Source organism: Serratia sp. PL7, assembly GCF_945957435.1.
This window is the reverse complement of record NZ_CAMFLB010000001.1, coordinates 2,646,742-2,672,911: the sequence shown is the minus strand read 5'-3', so window position 1 is coordinate 2,672,911 and position 26,170 is coordinate 2,646,742. Positions and strand designations below refer to the sequence as shown.

At 58.8% G+C, this 26,170-nt stretch carries 21 protein-coding genes and 6 tRNA genes; 3 read left to right on the top strand and 24 right to left on the bottom strand.

What is annotated here, in order from left to right; genetic code table 11:
* Positions 1-32: 32 nt before the first annotated feature.
* From N6G83_RS13000 to miaB, 12 genes are all read right to left on the bottom strand, one after another.
* A complete protein-coding gene (locus N6G83_RS13000) occupies positions 33-737 on the bottom strand; it encodes an FMN-dependent NADH-azoreductase (protein ID WP_197826203.1) in 705 nt (234 codons plus the stop codon).
* A gap of 148 nt (positions 738-885) precedes the next feature.
* Complete coding sequence (rihA, locus tag N6G83_RS12995) at positions 886-1,818, bottom strand: pyrimidine-specific ribonucleoside hydrolase RihA (RefSeq protein WP_043135761.1); 933 nt, start codon at positions 1,816-1,818, stop codon at positions 886-888.
* 115 nt (positions 1,819-1,933) lie between these two features.
* On the bottom strand, positions 1,934-2,659 hold the full coding sequence (locus tag N6G83_RS12990; RefSeq protein WP_025301847.1) for an amino acid ABC transporter ATP-binding protein: 726 nt from the start codon (positions 2,657-2,659) through the stop codon (positions 1,934-1,936).
* Positions 2,659-3,333: a glutamate/aspartate ABC transporter permease GltK gene (gene gltK / locus N6G83_RS12985; protein ID WP_025301848.1), complete on the bottom strand. Its 675-nt coding sequence runs from the start codon at positions 3,331-3,333 to the stop codon at positions 2,659-2,661. Before gltK ends, N6G83_RS12990 begins: the two co-directional genes overlap by 1 nt.
* Positions 3,333-4,073, bottom strand: coding sequence for an amino acid ABC transporter permease (locus N6G83_RS12980; RefSeq protein WP_019454074.1), 741 nt, complete (start codon positions 4,071-4,073; stop codon positions 3,333-3,335). Before N6G83_RS12980 ends, gltK begins: the two co-directional genes overlap by 1 nt.
* Positions 4,074-4,286: 213 nt before the next feature.
* Entirely contained in the window at positions 4,287-5,183 is an 897-nt protein-coding gene (locus N6G83_RS12975) for an amino acid ABC transporter substrate-binding protein (RefSeq protein ID WP_025301849.1), read from the bottom strand.
* Positions 5,184-5,575: 392 nt separating this feature from the next.
* Positions 5,576-7,105: an apolipoprotein N-acyltransferase gene (gene lnt / locus N6G83_RS12970; protein ID WP_260515448.1), complete on the bottom strand. Its 1,530-nt coding sequence runs from the start codon at positions 7,103-7,105 to the stop codon at positions 5,576-5,578.
* A gap of 7 nt (positions 7,106-7,112) precedes the next feature.
* On the bottom strand, positions 7,113-7,991 hold the full coding sequence (corC, locus tag N6G83_RS12965; RefSeq protein WP_025301851.1) for a CNNM family magnesium/cobalt transport protein CorC: 879 nt from the start codon (positions 7,989-7,991) through the stop codon (positions 7,113-7,115).
* An 85-nt stretch (positions 7,992-8,076) separates the two neighbouring features.
* Positions 8,077-8,550 (bottom strand): rRNA maturation RNase YbeY, encoded by a 474-nt coding sequence (ybeY, locus tag N6G83_RS12960; protein WP_016928766.1) that lies wholly within the window; start codon positions 8,548-8,550, stop codon positions 8,077-8,079.
* Positions 8,547-9,602, bottom strand: a complete 1,056-nt coding sequence (locus N6G83_RS12955) for a PhoH family protein (protein ID WP_025301852.1) — start codon at positions 9,600-9,602, stop codon at positions 8,547-8,549. Before N6G83_RS12955 ends, ybeY begins: the two co-directional genes overlap by 4 nt.
* Positions 9,603-9,836: 234 nt before the next feature.
* A complete protein-coding gene (locus tag N6G83_RS12950; RefSeq protein WP_004939967.1) occupies positions 9,837-10,172 on the bottom strand; it encodes a zinc ribbon domain-containing protein YjdM in 336 nt (111 codons plus the stop codon).
* Positions 10,173-10,291: 119 nt separating this feature from the next.
* Entirely contained in the window at positions 10,292-11,716 is a 1,425-nt protein-coding gene (gene miaB, locus N6G83_RS12945; protein WP_025301853.1) for a tRNA (N6-isopentenyl adenosine(37)-C2)-methylthiotransferase MiaB, read from the bottom strand.
* Positions 11,717-11,913: 197 nt separating this feature from the next.
* Here miaB and ubiF point away from each other — a divergent pair, with 197 nt between their 5' ends.
* A complete protein-coding gene (gene ubiF, locus N6G83_RS12940) occupies positions 11,914-13,095 on the top strand; it encodes a 3-demethoxyubiquinol 3-hydroxylase (protein ID WP_060432591.1) in 1,182 nt (393 codons plus the stop codon).
* Positions 13,096-13,182: 87 nt separating this feature from the next.
* Here ubiF and N6G83_RS12935 read toward each other — a convergent pair.
* The 12 genes from N6G83_RS12935 to nagB form a co-directional block, all read right to left on the bottom strand.
* Positions 13,183-13,257 (bottom strand) — tRNA-Gln (locus tag N6G83_RS12935).
* Positions 13,258-13,261: 4 nt separating this feature from the next.
* Positions 13,262-13,338, bottom strand: a tRNA-Met gene (locus N6G83_RS12930).
* Positions 13,339-13,379: 41 nt separating this feature from the next.
* Positions 13,380-13,454, bottom strand: a tRNA-Gln gene (locus N6G83_RS12925).
* 44 nt (positions 13,455-13,498) lie between these two features.
* Positions 13,499-13,573 (bottom strand) — tRNA-Gln (locus N6G83_RS12920).
* Between the two features lie 30 nt (positions 13,574-13,603).
* Positions 13,604-13,688 (bottom strand) — tRNA-Leu (locus N6G83_RS12915).
* Between the two features lie 16 nt (positions 13,689-13,704).
* A tRNA-Met gene (locus N6G83_RS12910) sits at positions 13,705-13,781 on the bottom strand.
* 218 nt (positions 13,782-13,999) lie between these two features.
* Positions 14,000-15,664, bottom strand: coding sequence for an asparagine synthase B (gene asnB, locus N6G83_RS12905; protein WP_004939961.1), 1,665 nt, complete (start codon positions 15,662-15,664; stop codon positions 14,000-14,002).
* Between the two features lie 283 nt (positions 15,665-15,947).
* The gene (locus tag N6G83_RS12900) at positions 15,948-17,390 is read right to left on the bottom strand and encodes a carbohydrate-binding protein (RefSeq protein ID WP_060447626.1); all 1,443 of its coding nucleotides are present in this window, start codon (positions 17,388-17,390) and stop codon (positions 15,948-15,950) included.
* A 190-nt stretch (positions 17,391-17,580) separates the two neighbouring features.
* Positions 17,581-18,333: an HAD-IIA family hydrolase gene (locus N6G83_RS12895; RefSeq protein WP_004939957.1), complete on the bottom strand. Its 753-nt coding sequence runs from the start codon at positions 18,331-18,333 to the stop codon at positions 17,581-17,583.
* A gap of 67 nt (positions 18,334-18,400) precedes the next feature.
* A complete protein-coding gene (locus N6G83_RS12890) occupies positions 18,401-19,621 on the bottom strand; it encodes an N-acetylglucosamine repressor (RefSeq protein ID WP_019454064.1) in 1,221 nt (406 codons plus the stop codon).
* A 27-nt stretch (positions 19,622-19,648) separates the two neighbouring features.
* Positions 19,649-20,788: an N-acetylglucosamine-6-phosphate deacetylase gene (gene nagA / locus N6G83_RS12885; RefSeq protein WP_025301856.1), complete on the bottom strand. Its 1,140-nt coding sequence runs from the start codon at positions 20,786-20,788 to the stop codon at positions 19,649-19,651.
* A gap of 18 nt (positions 20,789-20,806) precedes the next feature.
* On the bottom strand, positions 20,807-21,607 hold the full coding sequence (gene nagB / locus N6G83_RS12880) for a glucosamine-6-phosphate deaminase (RefSeq protein ID WP_004939952.1): 801 nt from the start codon (positions 21,605-21,607) through the stop codon (positions 20,807-20,809).
* Positions 21,608-21,941: 334 nt separating this feature from the next.
* Between nagB and nagE the strand changes: the two genes are divergently transcribed.
* Both nagE and glnS read left to right on the top strand, forming a co-directional pair.
* Positions 21,942-23,978 (top strand): N-acetylglucosamine-specific PTS transporter subunit IIBC, encoded by a 2,037-nt coding sequence (nagE, locus tag N6G83_RS12875; RefSeq protein ID WP_025301857.1) that lies wholly within the window; start codon positions 21,942-21,944, stop codon positions 23,976-23,978.
* 240 nt (positions 23,979-24,218) lie between these two features.
* Positions 24,219-25,883: a glutamine--tRNA ligase gene (gene glnS, locus N6G83_RS12870; protein WP_025301858.1), complete on the top strand. Its 1,665-nt coding sequence runs from the start codon at positions 24,219-24,221 to the stop codon at positions 25,881-25,883.
* Positions 25,884-26,170 lie beyond the last annotated feature (287 nt).

Sequence of the window (26,170 nt, the reverse complement as noted above, 5' to 3'; positions counted from 1 at the left end):
CCCGCCAGGGCGGGGAACACTAAGGCCGGCGTTTAACGGAACAGTTTCTTCAGCAGGTTGCTCAGGAAACCGCCGCTGACGGCTGCTGGGGCGGCTTGCGCCTGCGCCGGTGCGCTGGCCGGTACGGCGACGCCGGCCGGGATTTTCTGCGCGACCGCGACGCGGCTGTCCTGGGCGGCTTTCTCCGCCGCTTCCGGGCCGTAGGCGAAGCCTTCCGCCAGTACGAATTCAACGTCGGTGATGCCGATAAAGCCCAGGAACAGCTTCACGTACGGCGTGATCAGATCCGTCGGCGTGTCGGCGTGGATGCCGCCGCGGCTGGAGATGACGATCGCTTTCTTGCCCGTCACCAGCCCTTCGGCACCGGCGGAGGTGTAGCGGAACGTCTGACCGGCGCGGGCGATCAGATCGAAGTAGATTTTCAGCTGCGTCGGGATGTTGAAGTTGTACATCGGGGCGCTGATGATCAGCGTGTCGTGCGACTTCAGCTCGGCAATCAGCTCATCGGAAAGCGCCAGGGTGCTCTGCTGATGCGGCGTCAGCGGGTTGTCGCCGGCGGTAAAGCCAGCCATCACTTCGCCATCCAGCTCCGGCAGCGTTGGGTTAGCCAAGTCGCGCACGGTGAACGTGTCTTCTGGGTGAGCTTCATGCCATTGTTCAACAAAAAAATCGACTAATTTTCCAGACTGGGAATATTCACCCAGAATACTTGATTTCAGGACCAGTACGCGGCTCATTGGCTTATCTCCAGGCGAAGTTTAATCGGTGACGATGTCAGTCGGTGTAAACGCATGGTAGAGGCAAGCCATCAACAGTGATAGCGCAAAAATTCGCTGAGTTAAATCAAAAAAGTTGAATGAGGGGCGCGAGCGCGCCCCGATGGGATCAATAACGCGCCAGGCGCTCGGCCAGCAGATCGATAAAACCCTCGCGGTTGATGCTGGTCAGCACTTCCACGTTGGCCGCGTTGCCGGTTTGCTGGAAATAGTCCACCACCGTCATGCCGACGGTGTATTCCCCTTTGGTCTCCACACCGACCCAGCGTTCTACGCCGGTGAACAGCTGCGGCGCCAGCAGCCAGGCGATGGTGCAGGGATCGTGCATCGCAGCGCCGGGCAGGCCGCGCGGATGGCTGAGGTACAGCGGCAGGTAAAAATCGAGCATCTCCGCGACCGCCTGCGCGACCGGATTGTCTATCTGGCGAATGCGCTCGATATCCTGCGGCAACACCAGCGCTTGATGGGTGACGTTCAGCCCGGCCATGGTCAGCGGCACCCCGGATTTCAGCACCATTTCGGCGGCTTCGGGATCGACGAAGATGTTGAACTCCGCGACAGGCGTAGTATTGCCGGCGTTCATACCGCCGCCCATGAATACGATGCGTTCGATATGGCTTTTCAGCTCGGCATGCTGGGCCAGCAGCAGGGCGATATTGGTCATCGGGCCGGTCACCACCAGGGTTATCGGCTGCGGGCTGGCGCGCAGCAAGTCGGCGATCAGCTCGACGGCGCCGCGGGGATCGGGTTTGATTGTCGGCGTCGGCAGGTGGGTGTTGCCCATGCCGGTTTTGCCGTGGACATAGTCGGCGATCACCAGTTCGCGCATCAGCGGGCCGCTGGCGCCGGCGGCGACCGGTATGTCCTCGCGCTGCATCAGGGTCAACAGGCCCAGCGCGTTATGCAGGGTTTTCTCCGGCGTCTGGTTGCCGGCGGAGGTGGTGATGGCTTTGATGTCCAGTTCTGACGAACGCAGCGCCATAGCCAGCGCGATGGCGTCGTCGAGGCCGGGATCGCAATCGATGATAATAGGGCGGGGCATGTTCTTTCTCCTCTGTTTGTTATCCAGCGAGCATCGGATCAAAACCGGGGAGAAACAAGCGCTTTTAGTGCCGGGGGAAAAGATGCGCCCCTGGCGGGGCGCATAGGCAGAGCGTTTAGTGCAGGATCTTGGCCAGAAAATCCTTGGCGCGATCGGACTCGGGGTTGTTGAAGAAATCGTCTTTGTTGCGGTCTTCGACGATTTTGCCTTCGTCCATAAAGATCACTCGATTCGCCACCTTGCGGGCGAAGCCCATTTCGTGGGTTACCACCATCATGGTCATGCCTTCGTTCGCCAGTTCGACCATCACGTCCAGCACTTCGTTGATCATTTCCGGATCGAGCGCAGAGGTCGGCTCATCGAACAGCATGGCGATAGGATCCATGCACAGCGCACGGGCGATGGCGACGCGCTGCTGCTGGCCGCCGGACAGCTGACCGGGGAACTTGTTGGCATGGGCGGAGAGGCCGACGCGCTCCAGCAGCTTCAGACCCTTCTCGCGTGAGGCGGATTTGTCGCGCTTGAGCACTTTCACCTGCGCCAGCGTCAGGTTGTCGATGATAGACAGGTGCGGGAACAGCTCAAAGTGTTGGAACACCATGCCTACCTTGGCACGCAGCTGCGCCAGGTTGGTTTTCTTGTCGTTGACCGGCGTGCCGTTCACCAGGATATTGCCCTGCTGGATCGGCTCGAGGCCGTTGACGGTTTTGATCAGGGTGGACTTGCCGGAACCTGAAGGACCGCAGACGACGACCACTTCGCCTTTTTTCACTTCGGTGGTGCAATCGGTCAACACCTGAAAGTGACCGTACCACTTAGAAACATTTTTCAGGGATATCATCAAACAGTCCTTTTCTTCAAATAGCTTACCAGCGCCGAGGCGGCGAGGCTGATAACAAAATAGACAAAGCCGGCGAACAGGATCATTTCAACCTGGGTGCCGTCGCGTTCGCCGATGGTCGACGCGGTGCGGAAGAAGTCGGCCAGGCTCAGTACGTAAACCAGCGAGGTATCCTGGAACAGGACGATGCCCTGGGTCAGCAGCAGCGGCACCATGGCGCGGAACGCCTGCGGCAGGATCACCAGCCGCATGGATTGCCAATGGGTCATGCCCAGCGCCAGCGCGGCGGAGGATTGGCCGCGCGAGATGCTGATGATGCCGGCGCGGATGATTTCCGAGTAATAGGCCGCTTCAAACAGGGAAAAGGCTACCATAGCCGAGATCAGGCGAATATCGGTTTTCGGCGATAAGCCTAGAACCTGTTGTAATAAGCTTGGAACCACCAGGTAGAACCACAGCAGCACCATCACCAGCGGCACCGAGCGGAACAGGTTGACGTACAGGGTGGCGAACCAGCTGATCGGTTTGAACGGCGACAGGCGCATCACCGCCAGCACGGTACCCCACAGAATGCCGACCACGATGGCGGTCACGGTGATCTTCAGCGTGATTACCATACCCTGCAGCAGAAACGGGAAGCTTGGGACGATCGACGCCCAGTCAAATTCGTACATTATTTACTCCCCAGGTTGCCAGGCAACTGCACTTTCTTTTCGACCAGACGCATAAACAGCATGATAACGGCGTTGATGCCGATATAAGCCAGCGTGATGGCGGTAAAGGATTCATAGGCGTGTGCGGAGTAATCCAACAGCTTGCCGGCCTGCGCGGCCATGTCCACCAGCCCGATGGTAGAGGCGATGGCGGAGTTTTTGACCAGGTTGAGCATCTCCGAGGTCATCGGCGGCACGATCACCCGGTAGGCGTTCGGCAGCAACACGTAGCGGTAGGTTTGCGGCAGCGTCAGGCCCATCGCCAGCCCGGCCGCTTTCTGGCCGCGCGGCAGGGACTGGATGGCGGCGCGCACCTGTTCGCAAACGCGGGCGGCGGTAAACAATCCCAGGCAAAGCATGGAAGAGACGAAGAACTGCACGTTGGGATCCAGCTCGCTTTTAAACCAGGTGCCGATATTGGCCGGCAGCAGCTCGGGGATCACCAGATACCAGGTAAAGAATTGCACGATCAGCGGCACGTTGCGGAACAGTTCGACGTAACAGGTGCCGAGGGCGGAAAGAAAGCGGTTGGGTACGGTACGCAAGATACCGAACAGCGAACCGACGAAGAAAGCGATAATCCATGCACAGACGGAGAGGGCCACCGTGACCTGAAAGCCGGACCAGATCCAGCCGAGGTAAGTGGTGTTCCCAAACGGGGCCTGCTGCAGGAAGATACCCCAGTTCCAATCTATTGACATAACAAACTCCGGTAAACGGGCGCAGAGCGCCGAAGATTGATGACTTGATGAGCGCCGATCGCCGCGCGGCCAGTCTGGCTGGCTTATTGTGTGCGGATGTCGGTGATGCGCCTTGGGGAAAATGAGGGAGGGGAACGGCCCCCCTCATACCTGTCTGTCCCAGTCATCAACTGGGCCGGTTTGGCCTGGCGGCCGCCCCGGCTGTCATTCTATTTAGTTCAATGCCTTGTCGTTAGGTTCTTTGAACAGCTGCTTCATGTCGTCCGACAGTTCGAAGTTCATGTTGAGGTTTTTCGGTGGAATCGGCTGCTTGAACCATTTATCAAACCACTTGGCCGCTTCGCCGGAGGTTTGCGCCTGGGCGATAGTGTCATCGACCAGTTTCTTGAACGCAGGATCGTCTTTACGCAGCATGCAGCCGTAGGCTTCTTTCGACTGCGGTGTGCCGATGATTTCCCACTGATCCGGCTTCTTGGCCTTGGCGCGCTCGCCCGCCAGCAGGGCGTCGTCCATCATGAAGGCCACCGCGCGGCCGCTTTCCAGAGTGCGGAAGGAGTCGCCGTGGTCTTTGGCGCTGATGATGCGCATGTTCATCTTGCCGCTGTCGTTCAGCTTGTTCAGCAGCACTTCGGAGGTGGTGCCGGAGGTGACCACCACCGGTTTGCCGGCCAGGTCTTTAAAGTCTTTGATGTCGGAGCCTTTTTTCACCAGCAAGCGGGTGCCGACCACGAAAATGGTGTCGGAGAAGGCGGCCTGTTTCTGGCGCTCGAGGTTATTGGTGGTGGAGCCGCACTCGAAATCATAGGTGCCGTTTTGCAGCAGCGGGATGCGGTTCTGCGAGGTAATCGGCAGCATTTTCACCTGCAGATTCGGTGCATTCAGCTTTTTCTTAACGGCTTCAACGATTTGGTTGGAGTAGTCCTGAGAGTAGCCCACAACTTTTTGTTGGTTGTCGTAGTAGGAGAACGGCACTGACGATTCGCGGTGGCCGACAACGATCACGCCATTGTCTTTGATTTTCTTCAGCGTACCGGTCAGGTCTTCCGCGTGCGCCACGCTACCTGCCGCACCGAGCAGCAGTAACGATAACGCCAATTTACGCATTTGCATGGTCCAACTCCTTTACTGTTGTTGTGGCTCTGACTAAAGAGCGTCAGGTTAAATCGACTGTTTATTGCTCAAGTTATAAAGATAGTCTTATGAACTGAACGCTGTTAAAAAATAACCGATTGTGAACACCTTGAAACTAAAATGTTTCATTTTTTGAGACGCCGCGCGCACCAAATTAATGCAACAAAACGTCGGCGCACCCGTGCGGTGCGTTCAATGCACCCAAAATGTGCGCAGGTGCGACAAAACGTCAGCAAAAGTAAACCGGCGCGCGATGTCGCCATAGATAAAAGCAAGGAGTGTGCCAGCCGCGTTGATTTAACGGCGTTTTCTGACTGAGGGAAGATTTGACGGGAAAGCGGGGCGCAGCGGGTGCGCCCCGACGAAGAGGGCTATTTGCGGCGCAGGCCCAACATCAGCGCCCAGCCGCCCAGCAACAGGGTCATCACCCACAGCGGCGTGGCGCCGAAGCGCGCATAAGGCGTGAGGCCGGTGGTCGGCGTGACTTTCACTTCGAGTACCTGACGGGTGAACTGCGGGATCTCGGCGATCACCTCGCCATTCGCGTCCACCGCGGCGGTGACGCCGTTATTGGTGCTGCGCAGCAGCGGTCGGCCGAGCTCCAGCGCCCGCATGCGTGCCATCTGGAAGTGCTGCCACGGGCCGATGGAGTGGCCGAACCAGGCATCGTTGGAGATGGTCAGCAGGAAGTTGGTGTCCGGGCGGAAGTTATCGCGCACCTGCTGGCCCAACACGATTTCGTAGCAGATGGCCGCCGTCAGGTTGTAGCCGCGTACGCTGAGCTGCGGTTGTACGTAGTCGCCGCGGCTGAAGGAGGACATCGGCAGGTCGAAGAACGGCGCCAGGGGCCGCAGCAGCGTCTCGAGCGGCACGAACTCGCCGAACGGTACCAGGTGGTGCTTGTTGTAGCGATCGTTGGCCGGGTAACTGTACGGCGTCGGTTCACCGAGCACGATGGCACTGTTGTAGATTTGCTGGCCCTGCGGCGTGGCACGCACGTCGACGATGCCGGTGATCAGGCTGCTGTTCTTCGCCCGCATCAGGTCGTCCATCATCGTCAGGAAGCCGTTCTGATTGGCTTCATAATCCGGAATGGCGGATTCCGGCCAGATGACGATCGGCGCCTTGCCCATGTAGGGACGGGTTTCGTCCAGATAGGTTTGCAGCGTGCTGACCAGCACTTTCGGATCCCATTTCATCGATTGAGCGATGTTGCCTTGCACCATGGCGACGTTCACCGCTTTCTCCGGCTGCGGGGTAAACCACTGCAGCTGGCGCAGCGGCCACGGCAACAGCAGCAGCGCGGCGGCAATCACGGCTGCCGAGAGACGGCGCTGATTGACGGCGTACACCAGCAGGCCGGCGATGGCCATCAGCACAAAGGTGATGGCGTCGACGCCCAGCAGCGGCGCGATGCCCTTCAGCGGGCCGTTGATCTGGCTATAGCCGAACTGCAGCCACGGGAAGCCGGTCAGCACCCAGCCGCGCAGGAATTCGGTCACCTGCCACAGCACCGGCGCGGCGATGGCCAGCCGCCACCAGCGGGTGGCCGGCCACAGGCGCGTCAGCAGCCCGGCGAACAGCCCGGTATACAGCGACAGGTAAGCGGCGAGCAGCGCCACCAGGAAGATGTTGACGGCGAAGGGCATGCCGCCGAAATCGGCGATGCTGACATACACCCAGTTGATCCCGCTGCCGAACAACCCGAAGCCCCAGACAAAGCCGAGCAGGGCAGACTGTTTGGTGGTGCGATTGAGGGTAACGGCCAGCAGGCCGAACAGGGAGACGATGGCCGCGGGCCAGAAATCGTAGGGCGAGAACGCCAGCGTCCCGCCGGCACCTGACAACAGCGCCAGCAGGGCGCGAACCCACTGGCGTTCAAGTAATGAGGCTTTAGCCATGTTGGATTTAATCTTCCAGTTTCGGTGGTGGAGAGTCGTCCGGAATTTTTACATGAACCTGGATGATACGTCGACTGTCTGCCATGGCAACTTTAAATAGGTAACCTTCGATTTCAATGGTTTCCCCGCGCGCCGGCAGGTGGCCGAAGGCCTGCATCACCAGACCGCCGATGGTATCGACCTCGTCGTCGCTGAAATGGGTGCCGAAGGCGTCGTTGAAGTCTTCGATCGGCGCCAGCGCGCGCACGGTGTACATGTGGCGGCTGAGCTGGCGGATATCCAGATCGTCTTCGTCGTCGTATTCGTCTTCAATCTCGCCGACGATCAGCTCCAGGATATCTTCGATGGTGACCAGGCCGGACACGCCGCCGAATTCGTCAATGACAATCGCCATGTGATAGCGCTGGGAGCGAAACTCTTTCAGCATCCGGTCGACGCGCTTGCTTTCCGGCACCACCACCGCGGTACGCAGCACTTTGTCGATGCTGAACGGCTCGGAGTCTGCGCGCATGAACGGCAGCAGATCCTTGGCCATCAGGATGCCTTCGATGTGATCTTTATCTTCGCTGATCACCGGGAAGCGCGAGTGGGCGGAGTCGATAATCACGTCCAGGCACTCTTCCAGCGTCTGGTTGCGCTTGAGCGTCACCATCTGGGAGCGGGGGATCATGATGTCGCGCACGCGCTGTTCGGCGATATCCATCACGCCTTCCAGCATGTCGCGGGTATCGGGATCGATCAGGTCGTTTTGTTCGGAATCACGGATCAGCTCGACCAGATCGCCACGGTTTTTGGGCTCGCCGTGGAACAGCTGGTTAAGGATAAGAGTAAAGAACCCCTTCTTGGGACTGGGGCTGTCATTGCTTTGTGAATGGTCGTCGCTCATGGCGTTTTAGTTACTGTCACTCATGTCAGAGTTAAGGGGCGTCAGCGACAGCCCCGCATGGGGGCTGTGGGGTAAACGGCTGACGTCAGACGGGGTCTTTTTCCGCCAGGTACGGATCAGGATAACCCAGTCCGTGCATGATTTCGGTTTCCAAAGACTCCATTTCTTCGGCTTCATCGTCTTCGATGTGGTCATACCCTAGCAGATGAAGACTGCCGTGGACAACCATATGCGCCCAGTGGGCCTCCAGCGTTTTGCCTTGCTCAATCGCTTCCTGCTCAACCACCTGGCGGCAGATGATCAGATCGCCGAGCAGCGGCAGCTCGATGCCCGGCGGGGCTTCGAACGGGAAAGAGAGCACGTTGGTCGGCTTGTCTTTGCCGCGGTAGGTCAGGTTCAGCTCGTGGCTTTCCGCTTCGTCCACCAGACGCACGGTGACCTCGGCCTCTTCCTGAAATTGCGGCAGCACGCCTTCCAGCCAGCGCTGGAAGGTGGCCTCATCCGGCAGGCCGTCGCTGCTTTCACAGGCAATCTGCAGATCCAAAATCACCTGACTCATGGTGTCTCCTGCTCGGAGGCGGCGAGCGCCTCGCGCTTACGTTGCTCGGCAATCGCGTCTTTGCGTTTCTGTTCGGCGGCTTCCCAGGCCTCATAGGCGATGACCACGCGGGCCACCACCGGGTGGCGCACCACGTCTTCGCTGTGGAAGAAGTTGAAGCTCAGCTCCTCCACGTCCGACAGCACTTCCACCGCATGGCGCAGGCCGGATTTCTGGTTGCGCGGCAGGTCGATCTGGGTGACGTCGCCGGTGATGACCGCCTTCGAGTTGAAGCCGATGCGTGTCAGGAACATCTTCATCTGCTCGATGGTGGTGTTCTGGCTCTCATCCAGGATGATAAAGGCGTCGTTCAGCGTGCGGCCGCGCATATAGGCCAGCGGCGCGACTTCGATCACATTGCGTTCGATGAGCTTCTCCACGCGCTCGAAGCCCAGCATTTCGAACAGGGCGTCGTACAACGGGCGCAGATAAGGATCGACCTTCTGGCTCAGATCGCCGGGCAGGAAGCCCAGCTTTTCGCCGGCTTCGACCGCAGGGCGGGTCAGCAGTATGCGGCGAATTTCCTGGCGTTCCAGCGCATCCACCGCAGCGGCGACCGCCAGGTAGGTTTTGCCGGTGCCCGCCGGGCCGATGCCGAAGGTGATGTCGTGATCGAGAATATTGGCGATGTACTGCGCCTGGTTAGGCGTGCGCGGTTTCACCATACCGCGCTTGGTTTTGATGGTGACCGCCTTGCCGTAATCCGGCACGCTGTCCGCCACCTGTTCCAGCACCCGACTCTCTTTGATCGCCAGATGGATTTGCTCCGGATCGATATCCGGGATCACGCCGCGAATCGGCGCGGTATCCACGTACAGATGGCGCAGGATATCGGCGGCGGCAACCACGCACAGGTTTTTGCCGACCAGCTTGAAACGGTTGTCGCGGCGATTGATTTCGATGCCCAATCGGCGCTCGAGTTGCTTGATGTTGTCATCAAACGGGCCGCACAGGCTGAGCAAACGCTTGTTGTCTGCGGGCTCTAACAAAATTTCTTGTGTTGCGACGTTCAAACTATTCCTCTAGGTCACATCGGGCCTGGTTGATGTCACATAGCGCGTCCGGGACGCGCGCGTTCAGGGCGAGCCTGAATACTCTCTTTCTTGAATTATTCATGGTGCGCCGCAACGGCGCAAGTTTACCGCTGATCTATCTGTGCGCCGTCGGCGGAATTCAAGGGAAGATAAGGAAAAAACGCGGCGGGGCGCAAAGCCCGCCGCGTCATCACAGAACAAGGCCGCCGAGAATCAGTTCTTTTTCACGAACTCGGATTTCAGCTTCATCGGGCCGAAACCGTCGATTTTGCAGTCGATGTTGTGATCGCCTTCCACCAGGCGAATGTTTTTCACCTTGGTGCCGATCTTCAGCATCGAGGAGCTGCCTTTGACCTTCAGATCCTTGATCACGGTGACCGCGTCGCCGTCCGCCAGCAGGTTGCCGTTGGCGTCTTTGACGATCAGCGCGTCCTGATCTTCCGCCGGGGCGCTGTCGCTCCACTCGTGGGCGCACTCAGGGCAGATGAACAGGGCATTGTCCTGGTAGGTGTATTCGGAGTTGCACTTCGGGCAGTGTGGGAGTTGCATGTTATGTCGCCTCTTCAACAATAAAAAAATAAAAAAAGAACATCACCGGGCGCGGACGCCCGGCGGAGAAACGGTAAGGAGTAGCGCGAACGGGCGGCGATAAGGCGGCCGCCGCGGCGTCAGGGCTGGTAAATGCCGACGCCCAGCGCGTTTTCTTTGCGGGTACGGGCGATCACCGACTGCGGGGATTCATGTACGCGCAGATCCATCTGCTGTTCGGTGCGCACCACTGCGCCACGCAGGGTGTTGGTCAGCACCTCGGTAATTTCCACGTCGACAAATTGGCCGATCATGTCGGGCGTGCCTTCGAAGTTTACCACACGGTTGCACTCCGTGCGCCCGGCCAGCTCCATCACGCTTTTACGCGAGGTGCCCTCCACCAGAATGCGCTGGACGGTGCCGAGCATGCGACGGCTGAACTGCAGCGCCTGCTGGTTGATGCGATCCTGCAGAATGTACAGCCGCTGCTTTTTCTCTTCTTCGCTGACGTCGTCGACCATGTCCGCCGCCGGCGTACCGGGGCGCGACGAATAGATGAAGCTGAAGCTGACGTCGAAGTTGACGTCGGCGATCAGGTTCATGGTCTGTTCGAAGTCGGCCTGGCTTTCGCCCGGGAAACCGACGATGAAATCGGAGCTGAGCTGGATGGCCGGCCGCGCCTTGCGCAGCTTGCGGATAATCGCCTTATACTCCAGCGCGGTGTGCGCGCGTTTCATCATGGTCAGGATGCGGTCCGAACCGCTCTGCACCGGCAGATGCAGGAAGCTGACCAGCTCCGGCGTGTCTTCGTACACCGCGATAATGTCGTCGGTGAACTCGATCGGGTGGCTGGTGGTGAAGCGAATGCGATCGATGCCGTCGATGGCCGCCACCAGGCGCAGCAGTTCGGCGAACGAGCAGATATCGCCGTCATGCGTCGCGCCGCGGTAAGCGTTGACGTTTTGGCCGAGCAGGTTGACCTCGCGCACGCCCTGCGCCGCCAGCTGGGCGATTTCGAACAGCACGTCGTCGCTCGGGCGGCTCACTTCCTCGCCGCGGGTGTAAGGCACCACGCAGAAAGTGCAGTATTTGTTGCAGCCTTCCATGATCGACACGAAGGCGGTCGGGCCTTCGGCGCGCGGCTCCGGCAGGCGGTCGAATTTTTCGATCTCCGGGAAGCTGATATCGACCACCGGGCTGCGGGTGCCCTGAACGTGATTGATCATTTCCGGCAGGCGGTGCAGGGTCTGCGGGCCGAATACCACGTCGACGCAAGGCGCGCGGCTGCGGATCAGTTCGCCTTCTTGCGAGGCCACGCAACCGCCGACGCCGATGATGACCGACGGGTTCTTCTCTTTCAGCAAGCGCCAGCGCCCCAGCATGGCGAAAACTTTCTCCTGCGCTTTTTCACGGATCGAGCAGGTGTTCAGCAACAGCACGTCCGCTTCCTCGGCGTTGTCGGTCCACTCGAAGCCGTGCGTGCTGTTCAACAGGTCGGCCATTTTCGATGAATCGTACTCATTCATCTGGCAGCCCCAGGTTTTGATATGTAGTTTTTTCGTCATTGACTTGCCATTACTCAGTGCGGAGCGAAAGTTGCGTTACGCGACATGCAGGGCGCGTATTGTAATCATTTGCCGCCGTTGTGACCAGCGCGGGGGAAAATGGCACGCAACCTGAAGCCGAAGCGAAAATCCGGTACACTGCGCAAAACGCCATGTCGGGTGGGATGGCGAGCATTCACATAGAAAACATAGCCAATATGAAGACATCTCAAAATCGGTATGACGCGGTGGTGGTGGGTGGCGGCATGGTCGGCGCGGCGGCGGCCCTGGGGCTGGCGCAGGCGGGCTGGTCGGTGGCGTTGCTGGAACATCAGGCGCCGCAGGCGTTCGAGGCGCAAAGCCCGCCGGACCTGCGCATTTCCGCGATCGGCTGCACCTCGGTGGGGCTGCTGAAACAGCTCGGCACCTGGCAGGCCGTGACGGCGATGCGTACGGCGCCGTATCGCCGGCTGGAGACCTGGGAGTGGGCGTCGTCGCGCGTGGCGTTCGACGCGGTGTCCCTGGGGCTGCCCGAGCTGGGCTTTATGGTGGAAAACCGCATTCTGCAGCTGGGGCTGTGGCAACAGTTCGCGCAGTGCGCCAACCTGACGCTGCTGTGCCCCGCCAGGCTGCAATCGCTGCAGCGGGCGGACAATGCCTGGCAGCTGACGCTGGACAGCGGCGAGACGCTGCAAGCGCGGCTGGTTGTCGGTGCCGACGGGGCCAACTCGCAGGTGCGCAAGCTGGCGGCGATCGGCACCAACGGCTGGCAATATCGTCAGGCGTGCATGTTGATCACCGTCGATACCGGCGCGCCGCAGCAGGATGTGACCTGGCAGCGCTTCTTCCCGTCCGGGCCCCGCGCCTTCCTGCCGCTGTACGACAGCTGGGCGTCGCTGGTGTGGTATGACAGCCCGCAGCGCATTCGCCAACTGCAGGCGATGCCGCCGGCGCAGCTGGAGCGCGAAATCGCTACCGCTTTTCCGACGCGACTGGGCCCGGTCAAGGTGCACGCTGCCGGATCGTTCCCGCTGACGCGGCGTCATGCGCAGCGCTACGTGCTGCCGGGGCTGGCGCTGGTGGGGGATGCCGCGCATACCATCAACCCGCTGGCCGGGCAGGGCGTCAATCTGGGGTATCGCGATGTGGATGCCTTGTTGAATGTGTTGAGCGAGGCGCGGGATCAGGGAGAAGACTGGAGCGGCGAGGCGGTACTGTTGCGTTATCAGCGTCGCCGTCGCACCGACAATCTGCTGATGCAGAGCGGCATGGATCTGTTTTATACCGCCTTCAGCAATAACCTGGCGCCGCTGAACGTCGCGCGCAATCTGGCGCTGATGGCCGCGCAGCGGGCGGGCAAGCTGAAAGAGCATGCGTTGAAGTACGCGTTGGGATTGTAACCGACAGGGCTCAGCGGTGGCTGGGCCCGTTAGGATTGGCCGAACGCCAGACAGCAAAAAGCCCGCCGAAGCGGGCTTTTCTAAATATGGCTGGGGTGCCAGGATTCGAACCTGGGTATGCTGGTATCAGAAACCAGAGCCTTACCGCTTGGCGACACCCCAATTATGGTGGCTACGACGGGATTTGAACCTGTGACCCCATCATTATGAGTGATGTGCTCTAACCAGCTGAGCTACGTAGCCGATGTTACTTTTTACTTCTTTGATTTGCAAGCAGTTTGTTATGGCTGGGGTACCTGGATTCGAACCAGGGAATGCCGGTATCAAAAACCGGTGCCTTACCGCTTGGCGATACCCCACCTGCAAACAAATCTTATGTTGAAACCCCATTCCCGAAAGAATATGGCTGGGGTACCTGGATTCGAACCAGGGAATGCCGGTATCAAAAACCGGTGCCTTACCGCTTGGCGATACCCCATCAACATACTGCGCCGACGATGAAGAGAAATGGTGCGGGAGGCGAGACTTGAACTCGCACACCTTGCGGCGCCAGAACCTAAATCTGGTGCGTCTACCAATTTCGCCACTCCCGCAAATACAAAAAAGAGATGGTGGCTACGACGGGATTCGAACCTGTGACCCCATCATTATGAGTGATGTGCTCTAACCAGCTGAGCTACGTAGCCCTCTTTTTTTGCTTTGCCTTCATCGGCGTTGCGGGGCGCATTATGCGTATATGACCGATTTGCGTCAACAAGTTTTTTCCCGAAAAAGCGCCCGGAAGCGCCGTTTGTCTGGGTTGTGAACATTATGGCGATAAAATCGGCAATTCAGGTAGTTGGCGGGGGGAAAAGGCAACAAAAAGGCGGGCCAAAAGGCCCGCCCTGAGGGAAATGCCGCGCAATTATTTATAGGCGGCCTGGTGCACGCCAACGGCGCGGCCGGAAGGATCGTCCATCTTCTTGAACGATTCATCCCACTCGATGGCCTTGGCGGACGAGCAGGCGACGGACGGGCCGCCCGGTACGCATTCGGCGGCGCTCGGCAGCGGGAACAGCTCTTCGAAGATTTCGCGGTACAGGTAGCCTTCTTTCGACGTTGGCGTGTTGTACGGGAAGCGGAAACGCGCGGTTTCGAGCTGTTGATCGCTAATTTGCTGCGCAGCCACCTCTTTTAACGTGTCGATCCAGCTATAGCCGACGCCGTCGGAGAACTGCTCTTTCTGGCGCCAGGCCACGCTGGCGGGCAAATAGGACTCGAAACATTCGCGAACGATGTGTTTTTCCATTTTGCCGTTGCCGCACATTTTATCTTTCGGGTTGATGCGCATCGCCACGTCGAGGAATTTCTTGTCCAGGAACGGCACGCGGGCTTCGACGCCCCAGGCGGACATCGCCTTGTTGGCGCGCGCGCAGTCGAACATGTGCAGCGCCAGCAGTTTGCGCACGGTCTCTTCGTGGAATTCGCGGGCGTCCGGCGCCTTATGGAAGTACAGGTAGCCGCCGAACACTTCGTCCGCGCCTTCGCCGGAAAGCACCATCTTGATGCCCATCGCCTTGATTTTGCGCGACATCAGGTACATCGGCGTCGAGGCGCGAATGGTGGTGACGTCGTAGGTTTCGATGTGATAAATCACGTCGCGGATGGCGTCCAGCCCTTCCTGCACGGTGAAGTGGATCTCATGGTGCACGGTGCCCAGGTGGTTAGCCACCTCTTGCGCGGCGCGCAGATCCGGCGAGCCTTCCAGCCCGACGGCGAAGGAGTGCAGCTGCGGCCACCAGGCCTCGCTGCGTTCCTGATCTTCCACGCGGCGCGCAGCGTACTTCTTGGTGATCGCCGAGATGACCGAGGAATCCAGCCCGCCCGACAGCAGCACGCCGTAGGGTACGTCGGACATCAGGTGGCTTTTCACCGACTCTTCCAGCGCGGTGCGCAGGGCGGCGGCGTCGGTCACGTTGTCCTTGACGCTGTCGTAATCGAACCAGTCGCGGCGATAATATTCGCGGATCTCACCGTCCTGGCTCCACAGGTAGCTGCCGGCCGGGAATTCCTTGATGGTGCGGCACACCGGCACCAGCGCTTTCATTTCCGAGGCAACGTACAGGTTGCCGTGTTCGTCATGGCCCATGTACAGCGGGATGATGCCCAGGTGATCGCGGCCGATCAGGTAGGCGTCTTTTTCAGTGTCATACAGGGCAAAAGCGAACATGCCTTGCAGATCGTCGAGGAAGTCCGGTCCTTTCTCCTGATACAGCGCCAGGATTACTTCACAGTCGGAACCGGTCTGGAACGCATAGCGGTCGCTCAGCTGTTGGCGCAGCGCCTGGTGGTTGTAAATTTCGCCGTTGACCGCCAAAACGTGGGTGTGCGCAGCGTTGTACAGCGGTTGAGCGCCGTTGTTGACGTCGACGATCGACAGGCGTTCGTGGGCCAAAATGGCTTTGTCGCTGGCGTAAACGCCGGACCAATCCGGGCCGCGGTGGCGCATCAGACGTGACAGCTCCAGCGCTTTCTTACGCAGTTCAACGGGATCGGACTTCAGATCGAGCACACCGAAAATAGAACACATACAACTCTCCTAACGGGCTTTTATGACTGTGATGTTGTTTTTACTGTTATGGGCAGCATTGCCGATTTATCAGCGATAACGCGGTTTTGCTGCGCTGTGGTTATGAAAATGCGCCAAAAGCTGCGGAGGATGCAAGCGTTTTAGCCATGCGCTGAGAAATAGTTGTTTGCGTGGCTGAGGTTTTTAACGGATTTTCAGTTATTGGCGTAAAAAATTGTCGATTATGCAATTTTTAGCGTGATGGCGGGATTGCCGGCCAGTTTGACCGGCAATCGATTAGCGATTAGGCGATGAGCTGCCAGAGGGTGAACGCGGCATCCGGCGTCCAGCCGGCATTGGAGGTGTGCGCCTGAATACAGGTGTATTTCTTGCCTTTATAACTCACGACGTCGCCGGCTTTGTAGCTGTGGTTGTTCTGCCATTCGGGCGCGCCCGGATCGGGCGGCGTGCCGTCGTTGGCGGTTTTGACCGCCAGCGCACTGCTCGGCAGGGAGGTATTGCCCAGGGTGTCGGTCGCGGTAACGAAGTAGCTGTACTGGGTTGCCGGCGTCAGACCGCTGTCGGCCAGCGACAGACCGGCGGTTTGGCCGATCGGGTTGCCGTTGCGGTAGACGGTGTAGCTGGCGATCGGTGAGGCGCCGGTGGCGGCGGCCCAGCTCAGTTTCAGCGAGGTGGCGCCCAGCTCGGAGACCGTCAGCGCCGTCGGCGCATTAGGCTTTCCCGGCGGCGGGGTGACGCCGCCCTGAATCAGCGGCGCATAGCGGGTTTTGAACTCCCAATTGTAGGCGACGCCGGCTTTGCTCTTGCCGTTATCCCAGTTGATTGACCAGGTCATCAGGCCCTTGATCGACAGGTTTTTGGCGTCGAGACGCGAGAAAGCGTTATACACCGCCTGTTTGTTGACCACGTAGCCGGTGGCGGCGGCATCGTTGTTGCTCGGCAGGCCGATGACGAATTTCGCCGCCGGGATCTTCGCATAGCCGCGGGTGCCGGTAACCAGGCTTTCCGTCAGGTAGTAGAGGAAGTCCTCTTTCATGGCGTCGTTATTCTGCGTGATCCAGGCGTTGAGTTCATCCACCCAAATACCGTCGCCGCCCTGGTTATAATATTGCGGCGCGATAAAGTCGTAATAGCCTTCGAGGGCGTTAATATAATCCAGGTAGGTGCCGTTGGTGCGCAAATACGGGAATTCCGGCGCCATGCTGATAATAAAGTTTTTCCCCTGGGCGGCGTAATGGTCTTTTACTTTTTTCAGCGCCGCAGGCAAGACGGTTTTATTATTGGCGGCGCCGATCGCCGCCTGTTCCAGATCGATATCCAGGCCGTCGAAGCCATAGACTTCCACCAGGCGAATAATCTCGTCTTTCAGCTTGTCTTCGTCGCCGGTTTTCAGCTCGATATGCGCGTCTGCGCCGCCGAGGGAGATCAGCACCGCGCGGCCCTGGCTGTTCAGCACGCCTACCTGGCGGCGAAACTCGGCGTCGGACAGGTTGTAAGGTTTGAAGGTCGGGATGCCCTGGCCTTTCATAAAGGCGACGGCCACCACGTTGTACTCGGCGGGAATGTCGGTCAGGTTCATATTGGTGAACTGGCCTTGCTGATAGCCGTCACTGACGCCGGCGGCCCAGTTGTGCCAGAAACCCATCAGGATCTTTTTATTGGCGATAGACGGCATAATGGCTGCGTCATCGGCGGCGACGGCATTAATAATGTTATTTGTGCTCATGGTAGCCTCATTGATAAGGGGTAAGGGTTTTCCGCTCGCCGGCAATATCAGCTATTGGCGGGGCGTAAAGTTATAATGAGGATTTTTAATGCAGGCAGGCTGAAACCTTTTGCTGCCATGAACGAATTAAATTCAAACTGACGCTGAGGGAGAAGGAAATAATGGCGGCCGGGCGGCCGCCATGGCCGCATCAGAAGATAGTGATATCGGCGACGGAAGGGTAGACATAGCTCGGGCGGAACGGCATGGTTTCGATGTCGCTCAGCGTGGAGACACCGGACAGCACCAGAACGGTTTCCAGGCCGGCCTGGAAACCCGCCAGGATGTCGGTACGCAGGTTGTCGCCGACGATCACCGTTTCTTCCGAGTGCGCCTGCATTTTGTTCAGTGCGGCGCGAATGATCCACGGGCTGGGCTTGCCGACGTAAAACGGCTTGCGGCCGGTGATCTTCTCGATGGGGGCACACAGTGCGCCGCAGGCCGGCGAGAAGCCGTGGCCGTGGCTATCCGGATTGGTCGCGATAAAGCGCGCGCCGTTACTGACGAAGTAGGCGGCTTTGTGCATCATGTCCCAGTTGTAAGAGCGGGTTTCACCGACGATCACAAAATCCGGGTTGATGTCGGTGATGGTGAAACCGGCTTTGTACAGCTCATGGATCAGCGCACCTTCGCCGACCACATAGGCTTTTTTGCCTTCCTGCCGGCGCAGGAAGTCGGCGGTGGCCATCGCCGAGGTATAGAACGCGCTCTCCGGCACTTCCAGCCCGGCGGCGGCGAAGCGGTTCGCCAGATCCTGCGCGGTCTGTGACGGGTAGTTGGTCAGCACCACCAGCGGCATGCCTTGTTCCTGGATGCGCGCCAGGAACAGATCGGCGCCGGGCACCGGCGTATTGTCATGCAGCAGCACGCCGTCGATATCGCATATAACGTTTTTGATTTTCATTTGTCGCTGTTTCTCATGATTACGGCAGGCAAGAGGTGACGATAACACGCCTGCCAGAAGCGGCGGATCAGCTTTCCAGCAATCGCTGCAAGAGCACGCCGTTGAGCATCGCGCGTTTGGCCAGGGCGAAAGCGCCGATCGCCGAGCGATGATTGAGTTCGGAGGTCACCACCGGCAGATTTTTGCGGAAGTCCTTCAGCACCTGGGTATTGATGCAGCTCTGGATCGCCGGCAGCAGCACCTTGTCCGCTTCGGTGATCTCACCGGCGATCACCACCTTCTGCGGATTGAACAGGTTGATGGCGATGGCCACCGCCTTGCCCAGATAGCGGCCGACGTGTTCGATCACTTCGCTGGCCAGCAGATCGCCGCGGTTGGCGGCCTTGCAGATGGCGTTGATGCCGCAGTCTTCCAGCGTCAGTTTGCTCGGGTAGCCCTGGCTCAGCAACTGGCGCACGCGCTGTTCGATCGCGGCGTTGGCGGCCACGGTTTCCAGGCAGCCGAAGTTGCCGCAGTGGCAGCGTTCCCCCAGCGGATCGATCTGGATATGGCCGATCTCGCCGACGTTGCCGTTGTTGCCGAGAAAAATCTGCCCGTTGACGATGATGCCGGCGCCGGTGCCGCGGTGCAGGCGCACCAGAATCGAGTCTTCGCAGTCGCGGGTGGCGCCGAAGTAGTGCTCCGCCAGCGCCAGGCTGCGGATGTCGTGGCCGACGAAACTGGTGACGTTGAAGCGCTGCTGCAGGTTGTCCACCAGCGCCCAGTTGCTGACGCTGATGTGCGGCATATAGCGCACCACGCCCAGCGCCGGATCCACCAGGCCGGGCAGGATCACCGCGATGGCGATCAGCTCGCGCAGGCGGCGCTGGTTAGCATCGATGAATTGGGCGATGGCGGCGAACAGCGCATTCTCCAGCGTTTCCTGGGTGCGTTCCGGCAGCGGATAGTGTTCTTCGCTGAGCGATTTACCGCTCATGTCATACAGGGTGATGGTGGCGTCGTGGCGGCCGAGACGCACCGCGACGGTATGGAAATGACGGGTTTCCGACACGATGGAGATCGCGCGGCGGCCGCCGGTGGAGGCTTGCTGATCGACTTCTTTGATCAGCCCGCGCTCCAGCAACTGGCGAGTAATTTTGGTGACGCTGGCGGGAGCAAGCTGGCTGAGTTCGGCAATTTGAATGCGCGAGATCGGGCCCTGCTGGTCGATCAGGCGGTAAACTGCTGCGCCGTTAAGTTGTTTGACTAAGTCAACGTTCCCTATTTGTGCTTGTCCGCCAGTGCTCATCAATAATGTTACTCGCTGTTCATTGAATTAAACCTCGTTACCGTTAACGAGCGTTTTGGTGATCTTGAAATCACGGGTGAAGGCGGTCAGGTTAGCCACCTTGCCGGCTTCGAGGGTGCCCAGACGGTGATCGACGCCAATGGCGCGCGCCGGATACAGCGTCGCCATGCGCAGCGCTTCGTCCAGCGCGATGCCGATATGCTCGACGCTGTTTTGCACCGCTTCGATCATGGTCAGCGCGGAACCGCTCAGGGTGCCGTTCTCATCCACGCACAGCCCATCCCGATAGTATATTGTTTTACCGGCGAAAATAAATTGGTCAATATCTGCACCCGCCGGTGCGGTCGCGTCGGTGACCAAGACCAATTTATCACCTTTCAGGCGTTTGGCGTTACGGATACTCGCCCAGGCCACGTGATGGCCGTCGGCGATGATGCCGGTATAGACCTCTGGCGTATCGAATATCGCCCCCATCAGCCCCGGTTCGCGGCCGGTGATATACGGCATGGCGTTGTACAGGTGGGTGGCGAAGCTGATGCCGGCGGCGAAGCCGGTGCGCGCCTGATCGTAGGTGGCATTCGAGTGGCCGGCGGAGACCACGATGCCGGCCTCGGTCAGCTGTTTAATAACGTGCGGCTCAACCATTTCCGGTGCCAGCGTCACCTTGGTGATCACGTCGGCGTTGGCGCACAGGTAATCGATCATGTCCTGCGTTGGCTTGCGAATGAACGCCGGGTTGTGAGTGCCTTTTTTTACCGGGCTGAGGTACGGCCCCTCCAGGTGCAGGCCCAACGCCTGGTTTTGGTGCTTTTTCAGATAAGCGCGCATCACGTCGACGCTGTGCTTCATGAATTCGTCGCTGCTGGTGATCAGCGTCGGCAGATAGCTGGTGCAGCCGGATTTCTCGTTGGCGCGCTGCATGATCTCCAGCGTTTCTTCCGAGATTGCTTCCAGCGAATCGTTGAACTGGACGCCGCCGCAGCCGTTCAGCTGCACGTCAATAAGCCCGGGGGCCAGGATGGCGCCACCCAGGTCGCGCGTTTCGATGCCGGCGGGCAATTCAGCCACCGGGCAGACTCTCTCGATCAGCCCATCAGCGATAATGACTGCATGGTCATCAAGTACGTCGTGGCCGGTATAGATTCGGCCGTGGGTTAAAGCGAACATCGTAGCCCCCTGCAAAGATTAAAGACTTTTCACGCTTTCCGCTTCTAACTCGCGGAAATATTTGACGGTTTTGACTTTCAGTTCCATGGTGGCCGGTTCGTCGCACACCACCACCGCTTTGGCGTGCAGCTGCAGGCAGCTGATGGTCCACATGTGGTTGATATTGCCTTCCACAGCGGCTTCCAGCGCCTGCGCCTTGGCGTGGCCGGTCACCAGGATCATCACTTCTTCGGCATCCAGCAGCGTGCCCACGCCGACGGTCAGCGCATATTTCGGCACCAGGCTGACGTCGCCGCCGAAGAAGCGCGAGTTGGCGATGCGGGTGTCTTCGGTCAGCGTTTTGATGCGGGTGCGCGAAGCCAGGGACGAAGCCGGCTCGTTGAACGCGATATGGCCGTCGATACCCACGCCGCCCATGAACAGGTTAATTTTGCCGTAAGATTTGATCTTCTCTTCGTACTGGCGGCACTCGGCGTCGACATCCGCGGCGTTGCCGTTCAGCAGGTTGATATTTTCACGAGGGATATCAACGTGGTCAAAGAAGTTGCGGTACATGAAGGTGTGGTAGCTTTCCGGGTGTTCCTGCGGCAGGCCAACGTACTCGTCCATGTTGAAAGTCACAACATGCTTAAAGCTTACTTCACCTGCTTTGTGCATCGCAATCAGATGTTTGTAGGCTTCCAGCGGCGTGCCGCCGGTAGGCAGGCCGAGGACAAACGGGCGCTCTGCGGTTGGCTTGAATGCGTTGATGCGTTGAACGATATGACGCGCGGCCCATTTGCCGACTTGTGCGGTATCTTTCAGTGGGATAAGTCTCATCTAACACCTCTTGGGATAAGTAAACTAAAGCTATACTGTACGGGCCTGCGGGAGTCCTAAGCGTAACCCAGCTTTATGATTCTCGCGTGAATCGTCCGTCCGGTTGATTTTTTGAATGATAAAATAAGTTTTGTGTGATGGCCAGCAATCTGGGAGGGAAAGACTACTTTTTGGTGATATTTATCACAAAAAAGGAGGTTTTAATTTGCGATACAAAATAAATTTTTTACACTCGGCATGAGTGATACGTGCCAAGCATTGTTTCTAAAAAGGTAGTGAGAGCTCCAAATAAACTACTAATAGGGTCCGTCCGCGGACAACATAGGGGGAAAAGGTGAACATTCTTAGTTATTTGCAAAAGGTGGGACGGGCGCTGATGGTGCCGGTCGCCACGCTGCCCGCCGCCGCCATCTTGATGGGCGTCGGGTACTGGATTGACCCTGTTGGTTGGGGCGGCGACAACGCTTTCGCTGCCTTATTGATTAAGTCTGGCTCTGCGATTATCGATCATATGGCGGTGTTGTTCGCCGTTGGTGTCGCCTACGGCATGTCCAAAGATAAGGACGGCTCTGCCGCACTGACCGGTTTCGTCGGTTTCCTGGTGCTGACGACCCTCTGTTCACCGGCCGCCGTGTCGATGATTCAGAAGATCCCGCTCGATCAGGTGCCTGCCGCGTTCGGCAAGATTGAGAACCAGTTCGTTGGTATTCTGGTGGGTATCATCTCCGCCGAAGTGTACAACCGCTTCAGCGGTGTCGAGTTGCCTAAGGCGCTGTCGTTCTTCAGCGGCCGCCGTTTGGTGCCGATCCTCATTTCCTTCCTGATGATCCTGGTCGCTTACATCCTGATGTTCGTCTGGCCGGTCGTGTTCGGCGCTCTGGTGAGCTTCGGCGAACACATCCAAAAATTGGGCTCCGTCGGCGCGGGTATCTATGCCTTCTTCAACCGCCTGCTGATCCCGGTCGGCTTGCACCACGCGCTGAACTCGGTGTTCTGGTTCGACGTGGCCGGCATCAACGATATCCCTAACTTCCTCGGCGGCCAGCAGTCGATTGACGCGGGTAAAGCGGTTGTTGGCATCACCGGCCGTTATCAGGCGGGCTTCTTCCCGATCATGATGTTCGGTCTGCCGGGCGCGGCGCTGGCCATCTATCACTGCGCGCGTCCTGAGAATAAGGCGAAGGTGCTGGGGATCATGATGGCAGGGGCATTCGCTGCCTTCTTTACCGGCATCACCGAACCGCTGGAGTTCTCCTTCATGTTCGTGGCACCGGTGCTGTACGTGATCCACGCCGTACTGACCGGTATCTCGGTGTTCATCGCCGCTAACATGCATTGGATTTCAGGCTTCGGTTTCAGCGCCGGCCTGGTGGATATGATGCTGTGGGTGCGTAACCCGCTGGCGACCCACTGGTACATGCTGATCCCGCAGGGCCTGGTGTTCTTCGTTATCTACTATGTGGTGTTCCGCTTCACCATCAACAAGTTCAACCTGATGACCCCGGGCCGCGAGCTGGCGGTTGCCGGTGACGAAACCGACGGTTATGACGTCAACGTCAACAGCAGCGCCGGTAAAGACGAGAACGAAACCACCACGCTGGCCCGTCGCTACGTCGGCGCGATCGGCGGCTCCGACAACCTGACCGGCATCGACGCCTGCATCACCCGCCTGCGTTTGAACGTGAAGGACTCTGCGCTGGTGAACGACGCATTGGCGAAACGCCTTGGTGCGTCGGGCGTTATTCGTCTGAACAAGCAGAGCGTACAAGTGATCGTCGGCACCCGTGCCGAGCTGATTGCCAGCGCAATGCGCAACGTAATTGCGGCCGGCCCGGTAGCGGCTGCGGCGGCTCCGGCGGCGGCCCCTGCCGCGGAAGTCAAACCGCAGGCGGTGCCGAACGCACCGAAAGTCGCGTTTGAAACGCTGGTGGCGCCGGTGACGGGTGAAGTCGTGGCGCTCGATCAGGTGCCGGACGAAGCTTTCGCCAGCAAGGCGGTCGGTGACGGCCTGGCGATTCGCCCGACCGACAAGATCGTGGTGGCGCCGGCGGATGGCACCGTGGTGAAAATCTTCAATACCAACCACGCGTTCTGCCTGGAAACCGACAAGGGCGCTGAGGTCGTGGTACACATGGGGATCGACACCGTCGCGCTGGAAGGCCAGGGCTTCAAACGCCTGGTGGAAGAGGGCGCGGAAGTGAAAGCCGGTCAACCGATTCTGGAACTGGATCTGGATTACCTGAACGCTAACGCGCGCTCGATGATAAGCCCGGTGGTGGTCAGCAACGCTGACGACTACGCCGGCCTGGCGGCGCTGGCCAGCGGCTCGGTGGTCGCCGGTCAGACCAAGCTGTACGAGATCCAAAAGTAAGGCCGTTTTTACCTGAGTAGTATCCGGGGCCGGTCACGCATCATGGCGGAGTTTGCCCCGACTTGGCGGGAAGAGAGCGATCTCTTCCCGCTTTTTTTATTCCGTTTCGCCCCATGGCGGTGCGCTGCGCGCCGATGGTGCAACGCGCCGCATTTTTCGTGAAACAAACGGTTGTTTCCAGACGTGGCTTGTTGGATCATAGGCGGTTATGTGTAGCGCTTTGCATTGAGGAACAGTGAAATGAGTGAGGCTGAAGCCCGCCCAACCAATTTTATCCGTCAGATCGTCGATGAAGATCTGGCGTCGGGGAAACACACGTCGGTACATACCCGCTTCCCGCCGGAGCCTAACGGCTATCTGCATATCGGCCACGCCAAGTCCATCTGCCTGAACTTCGGCATCGCCAAGGACTATCAGGGCCAGTGCAACCTGCGTTTCGATGACACCAACCCGGTGAAAGAAGACATCGAGTTCGTGGAGTCAATCAAGCACGACGTGGAGTGGCTGGGCTTTGAGTGGAGCGGCAACGTTCGTTACTCCTCAGACTATTTCGATCAGCTGCATCAGTATGCGGTTGAGCTGATCTCCAAGGGCCTGGCCTACGTCGATGAGCTGTCGCCGGAGCAGATCCGTGAATATCGCGGCACGCTGACCGCGCCGGGCAAAGACAGCCCGTACCGCGATCGCAGCGTGGAAGAGAACCTGGCGCTGTTCGAGAAGATGCGCAACGGCGAGTTTGCCGAAGGCGCCGCCTGCCTGCGCGCCAAGATCGATATGGCTTCGCCGTTTATCGTGATGCGCGATCCGGTGCTGTACCGCATCAAGTTCGCCGAACACCACCAGACCGGCAATAAATGGTGCATCTATCCGATGTACGATTTCACCCACTGCATTTCCGATGCGCTGGAAGGGATCACCCACTCGCTGTGTACTCTGGAATTCCAGGATAACCGCCGTCTGTATGACTGGGTGCTGGATAACATCACCATTCCTTGCCACCCGCGTCAGTACGAGTTTTCGCGCCTCAACCTCGAATACGCCATCATGTCGAAGCGCAAGCTGCACCAGTTGGTGGCCGAGAAGATCGTTGAGGGCTGGGACGATCCGCGTATGCCGACCGTTTCCGGTCTGCGCCGTCGCGGTTATACCGCCGCCTCTATCCGCGAGTTTTGCCTGCGCATCGGCGTGACCAAGCAAGACAACAACGTCGAGATGGTGGCGCTGGAATCCTGCATCCGTGACGATCTGAACGAGAACGCCCCGCGCGCCATGGCGGTGCTGGATCCGGTGAAAATCGTCATCGAGAACATGGGCGATGCGGTGGAAATGGTCACCATGCCTAACCACCCGAACAAACCGGAAATGGGCAGCCGCGATGTGCCGTTTAGCCGCGAAATCTATATCGATCGCGCCGACTTCCGCGAGGAAGCCAACAAGCAGTACAAGCGTCTGGTGCTGGGCAAAGAAGTGCGTCTGCGCAATGCGTACGTGATCAAGGCCGAGCGCGTCGAGAAGGACGAAGCGGGCGAGATCACCACCATCTTCTGCAGCTACGATGCGGAAACGCTGAGCAAAGATCCTGCCGACGGCCGCAAGGTGAAGGGCGTGATCCACTGGGTGTCTGCGGCGCACGCGCTGCCGGCGGAAATTCGCCTGTACGATCGCCTGTTCAGCGTGCCTAACCCGGGCGCGGCGGAGGACTTCCTCTCCACCATCAACCCGGAATCGCTGGTGATCAAGCACGGCTTCGTTGAGCCGAGCCTGGCGGCCGCACAGCCGGAGAAAGCCTACCAGTTCGAGCGTGAAGGCTACTTCTGCGCCGACAACCGTTACTCGTCGGCCGAGCATCTGGTGTTTAACCGCACCGTCGGCCTGCGTGACACCTGGGCGAAAATCGAAGGCTAATCTTATTCGCCTCGAAAATTAATGAATCAGCGCGGCTTAGGCCGCGCTTTTTTATACCTGCGATTTAGCGAATAATCTGTTCCTCTCACATTTATCTGGGCTGCGTTTAATTAATCGCAGCGCGTGAGGCCATAAGTTTTCTGATATTGGCCTTATTAATCTTAATTTTCACTTATATATTCGTGATGCGAATTAATTTCATTTAGAGAGCGCTCTCAATTTTTATCGTCTGCCTGACGAATTTAGTCAGGCTGAAACCATTAATCGTCTCTGGTTGACCTTGTATC